We start from the raw sequence: 15,167 nt of genomic DNA on the forward strand, positions 1-15,167 counted from the left end.
ACAGATCGTCGAACAGATCGCCAAACGAAGTCAGGGAGCGAGGGGCGGACGTGCCGGAACCGACCGTGGCCGTGCTCGCGGCGGACTATTTCGAGAGCTATTCGGTCGTCGGACTGATCGGGCTGATCGGCGTGCTGTTCGTCGCCGTCGCCTTCGGGGCGGGCCGGCTGCTGCGGCCCGTGGTGCCCACGCCGGAGAAGCTCCTGACGTACGAGTGCGGAGTGGACCCGGTCGGCGAGGGCTGGGCACACAGCCAGGTCCGCTACTACGTCTACGCTTTTCTGTACGTGATTTTCGCAGTCGACTCGATCTTCCTCTTCCCATGGGCGACGGTTTTCGCGGCCGCGGGATACGGCGCGACGACGCTCGTGGAGATGTTCATCTTCCTCGGCTTCCTGGCCGTGGGACTGCTCTACGCATGGAAGAAGGGCGTCCTGACATGGACGTGACCCGTGAGCCGGTTCCCGAGCCGGCTGCTGAGCTGCTTCCCCAACTGCTTCCCGAGCCGAAACGGCTCGGAGCCCTGGCCCGCCTCGCCCCCGAGCCGATGAAGGTGGTCCTCAACTGGGGCCGCCGCTACAGCCTGTGGGTCTTCAACTTCGGGCTGGCCTGCTGCGCGATCGAGTTCATCGCGGCCTCGATGGCGCGCCACGACTTCATCCGGCTCGGCGTGATCCCCTTCGCGCCCGGACCGCGCCAGGCGGACCTCATGGTCGTCTCGGGCACGGTGACGGACAAGATGGCACCGGCGGTGAAGCGGCTGTACGAGCAGATGCCCGAGCCCAAATACGTCATCTCCTTCGGCGCCTGCTCCAACTGCGGCGGCCCGTACTGGGATTCGTACTCCGTGACCAAGGGCGTCGACCAGATCATCCCCGTCGATGTGTATGTGCCGGGGTGTCCGCCGCGCCCCGAGGCGCTGCTCCAGGGCATTCTGAAGCTCCAGGAGAAGATCGCCCGGGAGTCGCTCGGCGAGCGCTACGCGTCGCCGCGGCCCTCCGCCGCCGCCCTCCAGAGCGGCCTGGTGCTGCCCCCGACCCCGGGGGAGGGACGCGCATGAGCTCGTACGACCGCCTTCCGGACGCCGTGACCGAGATCTTCGGTGAGGAGGCCACGGCCGAGAGCGCGTACGACCTGCTCACGGTCGATGTCCCCGTCGGCTCGTGGATCGCCGCGCTGGAGATCGCCCGGGACACGCTGGGCTGCACCTATTTCGACTGGCTGAGCGCTGTCGACGAACCGGGCACGGGCTTCCGCATCTGCGCCCATGTCGTCGCGCTGGGCGGCGGTACGGTGCGCCGCCTGCTGCTCCGTACGACCGTTCCGCACACCGCCCCCTCGCTCCCTTCCGCCGTCGAGATCTACGCCGGCGCGGCCTGGCACGAGCGCGAGACGCATGAGATGTTCGGCGTCGAGTTCCCCGGTCACCCGCACCTCGTCCCGCTGCTCCTGCCGGAGGGCTTCGAGGGCCATCCGCTGCGGAAGGACTTCGTGCTGGCGGCCCGGGTCGCGAAGGCCTGGCCGGGCGCGAAGGAGCCGGGGGAGTCGGAGCACGGCGGCCCGAAGCGCCGCCAGATGCTCCCGCCGGGCGTCCCGGACCCGAACGAATGGGGCCCCCTCAAGGGCCAGCTCCCTCCGGCTCCGGCCCGCCCTGCCCGCACCCCCCGCGCGGCGGGCGCGACCGCCGACCGCCCCCCGCGCCGCACGCGTACCGCGGGGGAGGGCTCGGCCGGCCAGGCGACGGAGCCCGCCGAGACGGGGGAGACCGGGGGAACCCGGGCACCCGCGGGCCCGCGCCGCGCACGCACCGGGAGCGAGGGCTCGGCCGGCCAGACCGCAGCCCCGGGCGCGACCCCGCCGCGCCGCGCACGCACCGCGAGCGAAGGCTCGGCAACACAGCGCGAGGACCTCACCCCCGCGCCGGACGCGGCACAGACACAGCCTGCCGAGTCCGCGGGCAGGGCGCCTGAGCAGGAGCCGAAGGACAAGTCCCCGGCAGCAGGGTCCGGGGCGCAGAAGCCCAGGGCCGAGGCGCCCGCCGAGGCACCGGCGGACGAGCCGTCCGCGCAGGCGTCGGCGGACGCCCCGGAGACGTCGGCCCCGCCGCCCCGCACTCGTAGCGCCGACGCGCCGTGGCACCACGCGCGGCCCGCGTTCGACGACTCGGCCGCCGGTGCCGAGACCGGCACCGACGAGGACGCAGGCGGCGACGCCCGCAGCGAAGCAGACAGCGACACCCCACCGACCACCCCCCGGCCGAAGACCCGGTCCGCCGAGGGACCCGACGACGAGCCGACCGATACCGCAGGAGGCGACCCCGCGTGAACGACGCCCTCGACATCGCCCTCCGGCTGGTCGTCGTCTTCGCCGTGTTCCTTGTCCTTCCCCTCGTCATCGGGCAGACCGAGCACAAGGTGATGGCCCATATGCAGGGCCGACTCGGCCCCATGTACGCCGGCGGTTTCCACGGCTGGGCCCAACTCGTCGCGGACGGCGTGAAGTTCGCACAGAAGGAGGACGTGGTCCCGGCCGGCGCCGACCGCCGCATCTTCCAGCTCGCCCCCGCCGTCGCCCTCCTCCCGTATCTGCTCGTACTGGTCGCCATCCCGATCGGCCCGAGCCAGGGCGCCGTCGGCCAGGTCGTCGACGCGGGCATCTTCTTCGTGCTCGCCGTGATGGGCGTCGGCGTGCTCGGCTCGCTCATGGCGGGCTGGGCCTCTGCCAATAAGTTCTCCCTCCTCGGCGGTCTGCGTACCGCCGCACAGCTGCTGGCGTACGAGCTGCCGATGCTGCTGGCCGCCGCCTCCGTCGCCATGGCGGCCGGCACGGTCTCGCTGCCCGGCATCCTGAACGCCTTCGAGTGGTGGTGGCTGCCCTGGCAGATCGTGGGCGCACTGGTCTTCTTCGTCGCGGGTCTCGCCGAACTCCAGCGCCCGCCCTTCGACATGCCGGTCGCCGACTCCGAGATCATCTTCGGCGCGTACACCGAGTACACCGGGCTGCGTTTCGCGCTGTTCCTGCTCGCCGAGTACGCGGGCATCGTCGTCCTGTGCGGACTGACCACCGTCCTCTTCCTGGGCGGCTGGCACGGCCCGTTCGGGGCGGAGGGCCTCGGCTGGGTGTGGACCCTGCTCAAGACGGCCGTGCTCGCCTTTGTCGTCATCTGGCTGCGAGTGACCTATCCCCGGTTGCGCGAGGACCAGTTGCAGAAGCTCGCCTGGACCACGCTCATTCCGCTCGCCCTCGCCCAGATCGCCCTCACCGGCGTCGTGAAGGTGGTGATGCAGTAATGCCTCCGATCCCCGGATCCGGCCTCGCGAAGGGCCTCGCCGTCACCCTGCGCACGATGACGAAGCGCTCGCACACCGCGCAGTACCCCGACGCCCAGCCCGAACTCCCGCCGCGCAGCCGCGGCGTGATCGGCCTGTTCGAGGAGAACTGCACGGTCTGCATGCTCTGCGCCCGTGAGTGCCCCGACTGGTGCATCTACATCGACTCCCACAAGGAGACGGTCCCGCCCGCCGCCCCCGGCGGCCGCGAGCGCAGCCGCAACGTCCTCGACCGGTTCGCCATCGACTTCGCGCTCTGCATGTACTGCGGTATCTGCATCGAGGTCTGTCCTTTCGACGCGCTGTTCTGGTCCCCGGAGTTCGAGTACGCGGAGACGGACATCCGCGAGCTCACCCATGAGCGGGACAAACTCCGCGAGTGGATGTGGACGGTGCCGGCACCGCCCGCGCTCGACCCGGGCGCCGAGGAGCCGAAGGAGCTCGCCGCGGCCCGCAAGGCGGCCGAGAAGCTCGCGGTGGCACAGTCGGAACCGACCCCGCCACCGTCGGCTCCCTCCGCTCCCGCAGCCTCGGGCGGCTCGGCTGGTCCGGCCGACTCCGCTGGTTCGACCGGCCCGGCGGGTCCGTCCGGCCCGGCACCTGCGGGCGGCCCGGCTGACCGGCCACGCCCGGCAGGCGGGGATGGTCCGGCTGGCTCGACCGGCCCTGGCGATGCCGCCACGCCGCCCTCGGGCGAGGGAGGCTCCGCATGATGCTCGCCGCCGCCCAGACCCACGGCTTCCTCTCCCCGACCGGCGTCGAGATCGCCTTCCTCCTCGTCGGCATCGCCACCCTCGGCGCGGCCGCCATCACGGTCACGACCAGGCAGCTCGTGCACGCCGCCCTCTGGCTGGTCGTGACCCTCGGCGGTCTCGCCGTCGAGTACCTCCTCCTGACGGCGGAGTTCATCGCCTGGGTACAGGTCCTGATCTACGTCGGTTCCGTGGTCGTCCTCCTTCTCTTCGGGCTGATGCTCACCAAGGCACCCATCGGCCGCTCCCCGGACGCGAACTCCGGCAACCGCTGGGTCGCCCTGGCCGTGGCCGTCGCCGCAGCGACCGCCCTGGTCTGGGTGGTCGTGGACGCGTTCCGTACCACCTGGATCGACCTGGACGGACCCGCCCAGGGCTCCACCCAGGTCTCTGGCCAGATCCTCTTCCGGCACTGGGTGCTGCCCTTCGAGGCGCTCTCCGTACTGCTGCTCGCCGCTCTCGTCGGCGCGATCGTCCTGTCCCGCAAGGACGCCAAGGATCCCGATCCCGAGGGGAAGCGCTGATGCACCTCGCCTATCCCGCCGTGCTGGCCGTCCTCCTCTTCAGCGTCGGGCTGTACGGAGTGCTCGCACGCCGCAACGCGATCCTGGTCCTGATGTCCGTCGAGCTGATGCTCAACGCGGTCAACCTCAACCTCGTCGCCTTCGACGTCTGGCTGCGCGATGCCCTGCACGCCGGCCAGGCGCTCACCCTCTTCACCATCGCCATCGCAGCCGCGGAGATCGGCATCGGCCTGGCGATCGTCCTGATGGTCCACCGCAACCGCGGGACCTCGGACGTCGACCGGCTCCGCGACACCGCCGAGGGCCCCGACGGCATCCCCGACGCCCCGGACGCGACCGCCTCGGCGCAGAAGGCTGAGGCCACCGCGTGACCACCACGACCCTCGCCGTCCTCGTACCCCTCCTTCCGTTCCTGGGCGCCGCGGCCGGACTGCTGCTCGGCCGCACCGCCCCCGGTATGGTCCGGCCGTTGGCCGTACTGCCGACCCTTGCCGCGGCCGCCATCGCCGTCCTCGTCGCCGTACGTCAGGGCGGGGGGAAGGCGATCGACGCCTCGACCCAGCTCACCCCCACCGGCTCGGTCCCCATCGACCTCGCCCTGCACCTCGACGGCTTCGCGGTCCTCGTCGCCGTCCTGGTCGGGGTCGTCGCGTCCTGCGTGCAGATCTACTCCACCGGCTATCTGCGCGACGACCCGCGCTATCCCTCGTACGCCGCGCTCGTCTCCCTCTTCACCTCCGCGATGCTGCTCGTCGTCTACTCCGGCGACCTGATGGTGCTCCTGGTCGGCTGGGAGATCATGGGCATCTGCTCGTACTTCCTCGTCGGCCACTACTGGGAGACGCCCGAGGCGCGCGCCGCCTCCCTCAAGGCCTTCCTGGTCACCAAGCTCGGCGATGTCCCTTTCCTGATCGGTCTGTTCGCGCTCGCCGCCGACGCGGGCACATTCCGGATCACGGGCATCCTCGGCTCCGTCGCCGCCGGCGGGATCGAACACCCCACCCTCGTCGCGCTGCTGCTGCTCGCGGGCGTGGCGGGCAAGTCCGCGCAGTTCCCGCTCCACACCTGGCTGCCCGACGCGATGGCGGGCCCCACTCCCGTCTCCGCGCTGATCCACGCCGCGACGATGGTCGCCGCCGGTATCTACTTCGTGGCCCGTCTCCTTCCCGTCTTTGCCGCCTCGGCGGCAGCGCTGATCGTCCTCGCCGTGATGGCAGCCGTCACGATGGTCGGTTCGGGTCTTGCCGCCCTCGCCCAGGACGACATCAAGCGTGTCCTCGCCTACTCGACCATCGGCCAGCTCGGCTACATGTCCGGCGCTCTGGCCGTCGGTGACCGAGGCGCCGCCGTCTTCCACCTCCTCTCCCACGGTGCGTTCAAGGCGCTCCTCTTCCTCGCCGCCGGCGTGATCATCCACGCCGCGGGCACCAACTCGCTGGCCGCCATGTCCCGGATGAGCGGCCTCACCAAGCGCATCCCCGACGCGTTCTGGACGATGACCGTCGCCCTCCTCGCGCTCGCCGCAATCCCTCCCTTCGCCGGCTTCTTCTCCAAGGAAGCCGTTCTGGTGGCCGCCGAGCACGCCGCGCTCGGCGAGTCCGAGGTCGCACCCGGCGTCGCCGGCTGGACCGTACTGGTCTCCGGTCTGATCACCGCCTTGCTCACCGCCGCGTACGCCACCCGCCTGTGGCTGCTCGCCTTCCGCGGCCGCGGAGCCGAAGCCCCCGACCACGGCCGCCAGCCGATCGCCATGAACGCCGTGCTGTGGGTGCTCGCCATCCCCTCTCTGGGCTTCGGTCTGACCGTCGGTTACCTCGACGACTGGTTCGACGGCCACAGCCTCACCCCGACCGTCACCACCGGTGTCCTCGGCACCGGGGTCGCACTCGTCGGCGGACTGATCACCTACGGCACCTGGCGCGCCATCCAGTACCGCGCGGGCGCCGCCCGCATCCCCCTGGGCGCCGTCGCCGCCCATCCGGAAGCCCCGCCGTCGGTCGTCGAGGCCGAGGCCATCGCCGCACACACGCCCGCCTACGGCGACATCGCGGCAGCCCCTGACCCCGCGGACCCCGGCCGACTGCTGCTCGGCCCGCTCCACCGCCACGCGGCGGCCGGTTTCCACCTCGACGCCGTCTACTCCGCCCTGTTCGTACGACCCGTACGGGCCGCCGCCCAGCTGGTCAGCTTCCTCGACCGGGAGGTCGTGGAAACGTATGTACGCGGATCGGGCACCGGAACCCGCTGGCTGGGCGCGGCCGTCCGCCGCGCCCAGACCGGCAATGTGCAGACCTACCTCAGCGCGCTGCTCGCCGGTTCCGTCGTCCTGGCGATCGCCGCCGTCGTCCTTTCCAACGTCAACGCGGGATCGTGAGCCGTGATCGATATCAGCGAGTCCGTGATGCAGTTCCTTCTCGCGTTCATCGTCGTCGGCCCGCTCGTCGGGGCCGCCGCCGCGCTGCTGCCCGCACCGCCCGGGCTGCGCGGCAAGAGCCCGGACCAGGCGGTCCTGCGCCACGGCGTGACCGTGACCGGCGTCATCCTCGCCGCGGCGATCGTGCTGGCTCTCGGCTTCGACCACGACCACCCGTCGAAGATGCAGGCAACGACGGACATCAGCTGGATCCCCGCACTCGATGTGCGGATCCACTTCGGAATCGACGGCATCTCGCTCCCCCTCCTGGTCCTGACGGCGCTGCTGACCTTCCTGTGCGCGCTGTACAGCTACTTCAAGATGCCTGCGGGCCCGTCCCCGAAGGCATTCGTCGCGCTTCTGCTCGTCCTGGAATCCGGGACGCTCGCGACCTTCGCCGTTCTCGACCTGCTGCTCTTCTTCCTGGCCTTCGAGATGGTGCTCATCCCGATGTACTTCCTGATCGCCCGCTGGGGCGGTGCGGATCGGCAGGCCGCGGCCTGGAAGTTCATCCTCTACACGCTGCTCGGCTCTGTCGTCATGCTGCTCGGCCTGCTGCTGGTCGGGCTGAAGACCGGCACATTCGACATGGTGGCACTCGCCACTGACAACGGCCGCGGACTGACCACATCCGCGCAGGTCATCGCCGTTTTGGCGATCGGGCTCGGCCTCGCCGTGAAGACTCCGATGTGGCCGCTGCACAGCTGGCTCCCCGATGCGCACACCGCCGCACCGACCGTCGGCTCCGTTCTCCTCGCCGGCGTACTGCTGAAGATGGGTACGTATGGGTTTGTCCGCATTGTGCTTCCCATCGCGCCCGACGGCATGCAGACCTTCGCGCCGTACCTCGCCGCCTTCGCCGTGGCCGGCATCATCTACGGGTCCCTGGCCTGCCTCGCCCTCGCCAAGCAGGGCGCGGGCGGGGACCTCAAGCGCCTGATCGCCTACTCCTCCGTCGGCCACATGGGCTTCGTGCTCCTCGGCATCGCGACCATGACCCCCACCGGCGTCAACGGCGCACTCTTCGCCAACATCGCCCACGGCCTCATCACCGGCCTGCTCTTCTTCCTGGTCGGAGCGCTCAAGGACCGCTACGGCACTGCCGACCTCGACACCCTCGCGGGCGCCACCGGCGCGGCCCTCTACGGCCGTGCCCCCCGCCTCGGCGGTCTCCTCGCCTTTGCCGCCGTCGCCTCCCTCGGCCTCCCCGGCCTCGCCGGATTCTGGGGCGAGATGCTCGCGCTGTTCGGCGCGTTCGACCCCGCCGACGGCCTGAGCCGCCCCGCCTTCCTCACCTTCATGGCGATCGGCGCGTTCGGAACCCTGCTCACCGCCGCGTATCTCCTCGTCGTCGTGCGCCGCGTCTGCATGGGCGCACTGCGGCAGGACGAGCAGGGGCAGCCCGAGGCGAAGCCGCTCGCCGACGTCCAGACATACGAATTCGCCGCCTGGACACCGCTCGTCGCCCTCACCGTCCTGGCCGGACTGTGGCCCGCGGTCCTCCTCGGCCTCACCGACCCGGCCGTGCAGAAGCTCCTCGCAGGAGGCAAGTCGTGACCGTGGCAGCCGACAGCGGCACCAGTCTCGTCCAGTCCGTCGACTGGCTTACGATCGCGCCGCCGACCATCACGGCGATCGTTGCCCTGATCGTTCTGGTCGCCGACCTGTTCGTACCCGAGAGCCGCAAGCGGCTGCTGGGCGCGGTGGCGATCGCCGGTCTGGTCGCCGCTCTCATCACCCTGATTCCGCTGCGCAAGGGCAACCGCGCGACGTTCTGCCTCACGACCGACGCCGACGCCTGCAGCTACACCGCCGATCACTTCACCCTGGTCATCCAGCTCCTGGTGCTCGGCGGCGCCCTGCTCACCGCCCTGCTCTCGATCCACGACACACGCAAGAAGCTCCCCGCAGGGGAGTTCTGGTTCCTGCTGCTGTCCTCCGCCGCAGGCGCGGCGCTGCTGCCCGCCTCGCGCGACCTCGCCACGCTCGTCGTCGCCCTGGAGGTCGCATCGCTGCCCGCCTTCGCGCTCGTCGGCCTCAGGCGCGGCGACCGAGTCTCCAGCGAAGCGGCCCTGAAGTTCTTCCTCTCCTCGGTCACCGCGACTGCGGTGACGCTGCTCGGTGTCAGCTTCGTGTACGCCACGACCGGCACCCTGCACCTCACGCAGATCGCCGCCGACCTCGACAAGGTCCCCGGCCAGCTGGACACCCTCGCCAAGACGGGCGTGGCGCTGACCCTCGTCGGCTTCGCCTTCAAGACTGCCGCGGTCCCCTTCCACTTCTGGGTTCCCGACACCTATGTGGGCGCCCCGCTGCCCATCGCCGCGTATCTCTCCGTCGTCGGAAAGGCGGTCGGTTTCTCGGGCCTCGTCCTGGTGACCGTCATCGCCTTCCCCGGATACGCGAATGTCTGGGGCCCGGCCGTCGCCGTCCTCGCCGGTCTCACGATGACCGCGGGCAATGTCGCGGCGCTGCGCCAGTCGGCCACGCGCGCGTGGAGCGCGGTACGCCTGCTCGCCTGGTCCTCCGTGGCGCAGGCCGGCTACATCCTGGTGCCGATCGCCGCCGCCGCGTACTCCAGTGACGACCAGATCGGCGCCACCATCGCGTACGCCCTCATGTACGCCGTCGTGAACCTCGGGGCCTTCGCGGTGGTGGCGCTCGTCGCCCGTACGGCGCCGCTCAACCGGATCGCCGACTACCGAGGCCTGTACGCCACCCGCCCGCTCACCGCGCTCGCGATGGGCTTCTTCCTGCTCTGCCTGGCCGGCCTGCCCCCCGGCATCATCGGCCTCTTCGCCAAGGTGACCGTCTTCTCCTCGGCCGTCGACGCCGGACTGGGCTGGCTGGCCGTCATCATGGGCGTCAACGTGGTGATCGCCCTGTACTACTACCTGCAGTGGACCACGATCCTCTTCCGAGCCCCCGAGGGAGCTCCTGAAGGAGCCCCTGCGGGAACCGAGGAGAGCGCCGGCGAGCCCGTCCGGAAGCGCGCCCCCGCCCCGGTCACCGTCGCCATCGTGATCACCGCCGTCGTGGGCGTCGTCCTCTCCGGCTATCCACAGCTGGTTCTGCGGGTCGCGGCGAGCAGTCTGTTCTGAGCGCCACCCGAACGGCCCACTCCAAGGCCGAGTGCACAAGGGAACCAGCGTCCTTCGCCTGGCGTTGACCAGTACAGAAGGGTCCACTGAAGCGTGGAGCACACCACCTGAAGGGTTCCCCTGCCGCACGATTTGGAGGGCGTACCGTGCACCGCCGGCACAACGGGCTGAAGACCGCCGTACTCCTCGGGGGGCTGTCGGCACTCATTCTCGTCATCGGCAGCTTCTTCGGCCGTACGGGGCTGCTCGTCGCGCTCGTCGTTGCGCTCGGCACCAATGCGTACGCCTATTGGAACAGCGACAAGCTGGCGCTTCGCGCCATGCGCGCCCGTCCGGTCAGCGAATTCGAGGCACCCACGCTCTTCCGCATCGTCCGCGAGCTCTCCACCGCCGCCCGCCAGCCCATGCCGCGCCTGTACATCTCGCCGACCCAGGCCCCCAATGCCTTCGCCACCGGCCGCAACCCGCGCAACGCCGCGGTCTGCTGCACGGAGGGCATCCTGCAGATTCTCAGCGAGCGTGAGCTGCGCGGAGTCATCGGCCACGAGTTGAGCCATGTCTACAACCGCGACATCCTTATCTCGTCGGTCGCGGGGGCTCTCGCCTCCGTGGTGATGTTCCTGGTGAACTTCGCCTGGCTGATCCCCATAGGCCGGTCCGACGACGACGAGGGCCCCGGTCTGATCGGCTTGCTGCTGGTGATGATCCTGGGCCCACTGGCAGCGTCCGTGATCCAGCTTGCCGTCAGCCGTTCGCGGGAGTACGAGGCCGACGCCTCGGGCGCCCAACTGACCGGGGACCCGCTTGCCCTGGCGAACGCCCTGCGCAAACTCGACGCCGGCACGAAGCAGTTGCCGCTGCCGCCCGAACCAAGGTTGGAGACCGCGAGCCACATGATGATCGCGAACCCGTTCCGCCCGGGACCCGGCCTTTCCAGGATGTTCTCGACCCACCCGCCGATGGCGGAACGTATTGCCCGACTCGAGCAGATGGCAGGTCGCCGCCCGTGAAGACAATCCTGAACGTCATATGGCTCATCCTGTGCGGCTTCTGGATGTTCCTCGGCTACATGGTCGCGGGACTGCTGCTGTGCATCACGATCATCGGCATCCCGTTCGCTCTCGCCGCGTTCCGTATCGGCGTCTACGCCCTCTGGCCGTTCGGCTACACCGTGATCGACCGCTACGACGCGGGAGCGCCGTCATGCGTCGGCAATGTGCTGTGGCTGGTCCTCGCCGGCTGGTGGCTGGCCCTCGGCCACATCGTCACGGGCCTCGCGCTGTGCATCACGATCATCGGCATCCCGCTGGGCATCGCCAATTTCAAGCTGATCCCGGTCTCGCTGATGCCCTTCGGCAAGGAGATCGTCCCCGCGGACCAGCCGTTCGCCGTTCGGTGACGCCGGCCCCCGCTTTCGCCTGGCGCCCGGTCGACGACGAGGACGGCTCCGGTCCCGCCTGATTGTCAGTGCCGTGGTCCACCATGAACACATGACCGAGATCGAGCAGTTGCTGGACCGCGTTGCTGCCGAGGCGCGCACCAGCCGTCCTTGGGGCTGGGATTCACTTCCCGATCCGGTGGGCCCCGACACCCTCGCCCGCGCCGAGGCCGCGCTCGGCTTCGGCCTGCCTCCACTGCTCGCTGCCCTCTACTCCCGCATAGGCGACGGCGGATTCGGTCCCGAGTACGGCCTGCTTCCGCTCCTCGAAGGGCCGCCCCGGGGCGAGCGGCCGGCCGTTGCGCAGTATCTGGACAACCGCAAGGGCGGCGAAAAGGATCCCGACTGGCCCTGGCCCGCGGGAGTGCTGCCGATATCCCACTGGGGCTGCGGGATGTACGCGTGTGTCGACAGCCGCAGTGCGCAGGGCACGGTCCTGCTGTTCGAGCCGAACGCCGACGAGGCCGACCACGCGTGGTACGTGGACGCGCCGAGCCTCGCCGACTGGCTGCGTGGCTGGCTCGACGGCACCGGCTGGTACGAGGAGACCAACGAAGGCGTGGACCTCGAGCCCTGGTCGGAGTTCAGGGCGCGGACCGCGACCGGCTGACCTTCCTTACAGCGAACAGGGCCGCGCCCAGCGCCAGCACGGCCGCCCCTGCCAGCACCGACGACACGGGCAGGGCGAAGGCCAGCACCAGGCATCCCAGCAACCCGCTGCCCGCCGTCACCCGGACCGTCATCGCTCGGGCTGCTGCCACCCGTTCGGGTGTATCGCCATCCGGGCCGGAACTCAGCGTCCACGCCGAGGCGTTGGCAATTGCGTAGTACACCAGCACTCCGAACGACGAGAAGCCGATCGCCCCGCGTACATCCGCCGTCGCCGCCACCACGGCGACGACCGCACCCACCGCCAGCTCCGCATGGTGCGGCACTTGGAAGCGGGGGTGGACGGCAGCCAGTGCCCCGGGCAGATGACCGTCCCTTGCCATCGCCAGCGTCGTCCGTGAGACGCCGAGGATCAGCGCCAGCAAAGACCCGAGTGCCGCCACCGCGGCGCCCACCCGCACCACGGGAACCAGCCAGTGCGCGCCCGCCGCGCGTACGGCATCGGCGAGCGGAGCCGCCGCCCGGCCCAACTCCCCGGCTCCCAGCACAGAAAGGACCGAGACCGCGATGCACACATAGACCACCAGCGCTATGCCCAGCGCCAGCGGGACGGCGCGCGGGATCGTACGAGCCGGATCACGTACCTCCTCGCCCAGCGTGGCAATCCGGGCGTACCCCGCGAACGCGAAGAACAGCAACCCCGCCGCCTGGAGCACCCCGCCGGCCGAGGCGTCCGTGCCCACATCCAGCCGCCCGAAGTCCGCCGCGCCCGACCCGAGGGAGACCACGACGACCGCAGCAAGGACCGCCAGCACGACCGCGACGATCGCCCGCGTCAGCCACGCCGACTTCTGAACGCCTCCGTAGTTCACGGCAGTCAGCGCCACCACCGCGGCGACCGCCACCGCGTGCGCCTGCCCCGGCCATACGTACGCACCGACCGTCAGCGCCATCGCCGCGCACGACGCGGTCTTTCCCACGACGAACGCCCAGCCGGCCAGATACCCCCAGAACTCGCCGAGCCGTTCCCGCCCGTACACATAGGTCCCGCCGGACGCCGGATAGCGTGCGGCGAGCCGCGCCGACGACATTGCGTTGCAATACGCGACGACGGCGGCGAGCGCCAGTCCCAGCAGCAGCCCCGACCCGGCCGCCTGGGCCGCCGGGCCCAGCGCGACGAAAATGCCCGCCCCGATCATCGACCCAAGCCCGATCACGACCGCGTCGAAGACTCCCAAGGATCGCCGCAGCTCATGTGTCATGCGCGGCACCCTACTGACCTCCGCAACCGCGGCCCCACCCCCCGGCGTCCTCCAGTGCAACACCGTACGAAAGGCAGGTTCACGGCATGGGCATCATCAGCTGGATCATCCTCGGGCTGCTCGCCGGAGCCATAGCCAAGATCCTGCTGCCGGGGCGCGACCCGGGCGGTCTGATCGGCACCACGCTCATAGGCGTGGCGGGCGCGTTCATCGGCGGCTGGATATCCGCCCGCTTCCTGGACCGGCCGATCACCAAGGAGTTCTACGACGGGGCCACGTGGACCGCGGCCATCGGCGGCTCGCTCGTGCTGCTGATCATCTACCGGCTCCTGTTCGGTCACTCGCGCTCGCGCTAGCACCCCTCTCAGGCCCGGTAGGTCCGGCGGTCCGGTCAGCCGGGGAGTCCGGTCTCCCGCAGCGTGATGTTCAGCCGCCCGCTGCTCATCCCCGTGGCCGGGTCGGCCGTGCCCGGGTACACCTTCGGCACTCCGTGGTACGCGAAGCGCGCGGGTCCGCCGAAGACGAACAGGTCCCCGGACGCCAACTCCACATCCGTGTACGGACGGCCCCGTGTCTCGGTGTTCCCGAACCGGAAGACACAGCTGTCGCCGATGCTCAGCGACACAACCGGCGCACCGGAGCGCTCCTCCTTGTCCTGGTGCATTCCCATCCGGGCGCCGCCTTCGTAGAAGTTGATCAGGGCGGTGTCGGGGGTGTACGCCCGGTCGACCCCGCCGTTCCAGTTGCCGTCGGTGCGGCCCACCCCGCTGCCGCCGCTCCCGCCTTCTCCGTACGCCTCGACCAGGGCGGAGCGCCCCAACTCCACAAGCCAGTCCGGGAATTCCGCGACCTGGGCGCCGTTCACATCGCCCGCGGTGCGGCTGTACCGGTAGGGCTGCCAGTGCCAGCCCACGCACACGGTCTCTACGGACATCACGCCACCGCCCGGCAGCACGGTGTGCCGGATCGGCACAGGGCCGCGTGCCCAGGCGCGGCAGGCCTTGACCAGCTCCCGCTGCCGCTCCACCGGCAGCCAGCCCGGCACATGCACCGCCCCCGGGGCGACTGTCGCCCGCTCCCTGGGGAACAGTGCCTCGCCGCTCACGATGCCCGCGCGCCCTCGATGCCGAGGAGCCGCTCCTTGCGCTCCAGCCCGCCGGCGTACCCCCGAAGGGCGCCGTCCGCTCCGATCACCCGGTGGCACGGGCGCACAACGAGCAGTGGATTGCGTCCGATCGCGGTACCGACGGCCCGTACGCCCACCGCCGAGGTTCCGATCCGCTCGGCGATCTTGCCGTAGGTCGTGGTGGCGCCGTACGGAATCTCCTCAAGCGCCTCCCACACCCGCCGCTGGAAGTCCGTACCGCCGTCGACGTACTCGATCTCGAAGTGAGTCAGCAGCCCCTCGAAGTACGAGCTCAGCTGCCTGCCGATCTCCTCGAAGGAGGCGGGGTCGCGCCGCCAGTTGTTCTGGACGACGGCCGCGCCCTTCTGACCGGGCAGAGAGAGCGAGGCGAGCGCGGTGCCGCCCTTCGCGGTGGCGGACTCCTCGCCGACCAGCAGCAGTTCGCCCAGTGGGCTGTCGATAGGCGCGTAGACCGTCATGGCTTGTACCTTTCCTCGCGGCGGGGCGCTGTGTCCCGCGCTGTATGCCTACGCCTACGAGTCTGTCCGCCCGCCCCCGCCGAAGCTGGCGGGAATCGGACATCGCGCCGCTCATCGTCCGCGCCCCGCACCTG

Annotated in this window: 17 protein-coding genes; 14 read left to right on the forward strand and 3 right to left on the reverse strand. The window is 70.5% G+C overall.

Going from position 1 to position 15,167, the window contains the following annotated elements; genetic code table 11:
* Positions 1-50: 50 nt before the first annotated feature.
* From ACQEVG_RS22820 to ACQEVG_RS22880, 13 genes are all read left to right on the forward strand, one after another.
* Positions 51-449 carry an NADH-quinone oxidoreductase subunit A gene (locus ACQEVG_RS22820; protein WP_432986878.1) on the forward strand — a complete coding sequence of 133 codons (399 nt, stop codon included), beginning with the start codon at positions 51-53 and terminating at the stop codon, positions 447-449.
* Positions 440-1,060, forward strand: a complete 621-nt coding sequence (locus ACQEVG_RS22825; protein ID WP_432986881.1) for an NADH-quinone oxidoreductase subunit B — start codon at positions 440-442, stop codon at positions 1,058-1,060. Before ACQEVG_RS22820 ends, ACQEVG_RS22825 begins: the two co-directional genes overlap by 10 nt.
* Positions 1,057-2,325 carry an NADH-quinone oxidoreductase subunit C gene (locus ACQEVG_RS22830; protein ID WP_432986883.1) on the forward strand — a complete coding sequence of 423 codons (1,269 nt, stop codon included), beginning with the start codon at positions 1,057-1,059 and terminating at the stop codon, positions 2,323-2,325. The genes ACQEVG_RS22825 and ACQEVG_RS22830 overlap by 4 nt, the downstream gene beginning before the upstream one ends.
* Positions 2,322-3,290: a complex I subunit 1/NuoH family protein gene (locus tag ACQEVG_RS22835; RefSeq protein WP_432986886.1), complete on the forward strand. Its 969-nt coding sequence runs from the start codon at positions 2,322-2,324 to the stop codon at positions 3,288-3,290. Before ACQEVG_RS22830 ends, ACQEVG_RS22835 begins: the two co-directional genes overlap by 4 nt.
* Positions 3,290-4,042 (forward strand): 4Fe-4S binding protein, encoded by a 753-nt coding sequence (locus ACQEVG_RS22840; RefSeq protein WP_432986888.1) that lies wholly within the window; start codon positions 3,290-3,292, stop codon positions 4,040-4,042. Before ACQEVG_RS22835 ends, ACQEVG_RS22840 begins: the two co-directional genes overlap by 1 nt.
* A complete protein-coding gene (locus ACQEVG_RS22845) occupies positions 4,039-4,605 on the forward strand; it encodes an NADH-quinone oxidoreductase subunit J family protein (RefSeq protein ID WP_432986891.1) in 567 nt (188 codons plus the stop codon). Before ACQEVG_RS22840 ends, ACQEVG_RS22845 begins: the two co-directional genes overlap by 4 nt.
* Complete coding sequence (gene nuoK / locus ACQEVG_RS22850; protein WP_432986894.1) at positions 4,605-4,976, forward strand: NADH-quinone oxidoreductase subunit NuoK; 372 nt, start codon at positions 4,605-4,607, stop codon at positions 4,974-4,976. The genes ACQEVG_RS22845 and nuoK overlap by 1 nt, the downstream gene beginning before the upstream one ends.
* Positions 4,973-6,979 carry an NADH-quinone oxidoreductase subunit 5 family protein gene (locus ACQEVG_RS22855; protein ID WP_432986896.1) on the forward strand — a complete coding sequence of 669 codons (2,007 nt, stop codon included), beginning with the start codon at positions 4,973-4,975 and terminating at the stop codon, positions 6,977-6,979. Before nuoK ends, ACQEVG_RS22855 begins: the two co-directional genes overlap by 4 nt.
* 27 nt (positions 6,980-7,006) lie before the next feature.
* On the forward strand, positions 7,007-8,575 hold the full coding sequence (locus ACQEVG_RS22860) for a complex I subunit 4 family protein (RefSeq protein WP_432992820.1): 1,569 nt from the start codon (positions 7,007-7,009) through the stop codon (positions 8,573-8,575).
* Positions 8,572-10,119, forward strand: a complete 1,548-nt coding sequence (locus ACQEVG_RS22865) for an NADH-quinone oxidoreductase subunit N (protein ID WP_432986898.1) — start codon at positions 8,572-8,574, stop codon at positions 10,117-10,119. Before ACQEVG_RS22860 ends, ACQEVG_RS22865 begins: the two co-directional genes overlap by 4 nt.
* Before the next feature lie 146 nt (positions 10,120-10,265).
* Positions 10,266-11,129, forward strand: coding sequence for a zinc metalloprotease HtpX (gene htpX / locus ACQEVG_RS22870; protein ID WP_432986900.1), 864 nt, complete (start codon positions 10,266-10,268; stop codon positions 11,127-11,129).
* Positions 11,126-11,518 carry a YccF domain-containing protein gene (locus ACQEVG_RS22875; protein WP_432986903.1) on the forward strand — a complete coding sequence of 131 codons (393 nt, stop codon included), beginning with the start codon at positions 11,126-11,128 and terminating at the stop codon, positions 11,516-11,518. Before htpX ends, ACQEVG_RS22875 begins: the two co-directional genes overlap by 4 nt.
* A gap of 91 nt (positions 11,519-11,609) precedes the next feature.
* Positions 11,610-12,167, forward strand: coding sequence for an SMI1/KNR4 family protein (locus ACQEVG_RS22880; RefSeq protein WP_432986905.1), 558 nt, complete (start codon positions 11,610-11,612; stop codon positions 12,165-12,167).
* Here ACQEVG_RS22880 and ACQEVG_RS22885 read toward each other — a convergent pair.
* Positions 12,142-13,428 carry an APC family permease gene (locus ACQEVG_RS22885; RefSeq protein WP_432986907.1) on the reverse strand — a complete coding sequence of 429 codons (1,287 nt, stop codon included), beginning with the start codon at positions 13,426-13,428 and terminating at the stop codon, positions 12,142-12,144. The genes ACQEVG_RS22880 and ACQEVG_RS22885 overlap by 26 nt on opposite strands.
* 86 nt (positions 13,429-13,514) lie before the next feature.
* On the opposite strand from ACQEVG_RS22885, the gene ACQEVG_RS22890 reads away from it, so the two are divergent.
* Positions 13,515-13,784: a GlsB/YeaQ/YmgE family stress response membrane protein gene (locus tag ACQEVG_RS22890; RefSeq protein ID WP_432986909.1), complete on the forward strand. Its 270-nt coding sequence runs from the start codon at positions 13,515-13,517 to the stop codon at positions 13,782-13,784.
* A 35-nt stretch (positions 13,785-13,819) separates the two neighbouring features.
* On the opposite strand, the gene ACQEVG_RS22895 is transcribed toward ACQEVG_RS22890, so the two are convergent.
* Together ACQEVG_RS22895 and ACQEVG_RS22900 are read right to left on the reverse strand one after the other, a co-directional pair.
* Positions 13,820-14,533: an alpha-ketoglutarate-dependent dioxygenase AlkB family protein gene (locus ACQEVG_RS22895; RefSeq protein ID WP_432986912.1), complete on the reverse strand. Its 714-nt coding sequence runs from the start codon at positions 14,531-14,533 to the stop codon at positions 13,820-13,822.
* Positions 14,530-15,033, reverse strand: coding sequence for a methylated-DNA--[protein]-cysteine S-methyltransferase (locus ACQEVG_RS22900; RefSeq protein ID WP_432986915.1), 504 nt, complete (start codon positions 15,031-15,033; stop codon positions 14,530-14,532). The genes ACQEVG_RS22895 and ACQEVG_RS22900 overlap by 4 nt, the downstream gene beginning before the upstream one ends.
* Between the last annotated feature and the right edge of the window lie 134 nt (positions 15,034-15,167).

Source organism: Streptomyces sp. CA-135486 (assembly GCF_050936555.1).
Taxonomy (GTDB): Bacteria; Actinomycetota; Actinomycetes; order Streptomycetales; family Streptomycetaceae; genus Streptomyces.

Coding starts and splice junctions, on each gene's coding strand:
- ACQEVG_RS22880 (WP_432986905.1), top strand. CDS start 11,610: ATGACCGAGATCGAGCAGTTGCTGGACCGCGTTGCTGCCGAGGCGCGC.
- nuoK (WP_432986894.1), top strand. CDS start 4,605: ATGCACCTCGCCTATCCCGCCGTGCTGGCCGTCCTCCTCTTCAGCGTC.
- ACQEVG_RS22845 (WP_432986891.1), top strand. CDS start 4,039: ATGATGCTCGCCGCCGCCCAGACCCACGGCTTCCTCTCCCCGACCGGC.
- ACQEVG_RS22860 (WP_432992820.1), top strand. CDS start 7,007: ATGCAGTTCCTTCTCGCGTTCATCGTCGTCGGCCCGCTCGTCGGGGCC.
- ACQEVG_RS22825 (WP_432986881.1), top strand. CDS start 440: ATGGACGTGACCCGTGAGCCGGTTCCCGAGCCGGCTGCTGAGCTGCTT.
- ACQEVG_RS22890 (WP_432986909.1), top strand. CDS start 13,515: ATGGGCATCATCAGCTGGATCATCCTCGGGCTGCTCGCCGGAGCCATA.
- ACQEVG_RS22900 (WP_432986915.1), bottom strand. CDS start 15,033: ATGACGGTCTACGCGCCTATCGACAGCCCACTGGGCGAACTGCTGCTG.
- ACQEVG_RS22885 (WP_432986907.1), bottom strand. CDS start 13,428: ATGACACATGAGCTGCGGCGATCCTTGGGAGTCTTCGACGCGGTCGTG.
- ACQEVG_RS22830 (WP_432986883.1), top strand. CDS start 1,057: ATGAGCTCGTACGACCGCCTTCCGGACGCCGTGACCGAGATCTTCGGT.
- ACQEVG_RS22840 (WP_432986888.1), top strand. CDS start 3,290: ATGCCTCCGATCCCCGGATCCGGCCTCGCGAAGGGCCTCGCCGTCACC.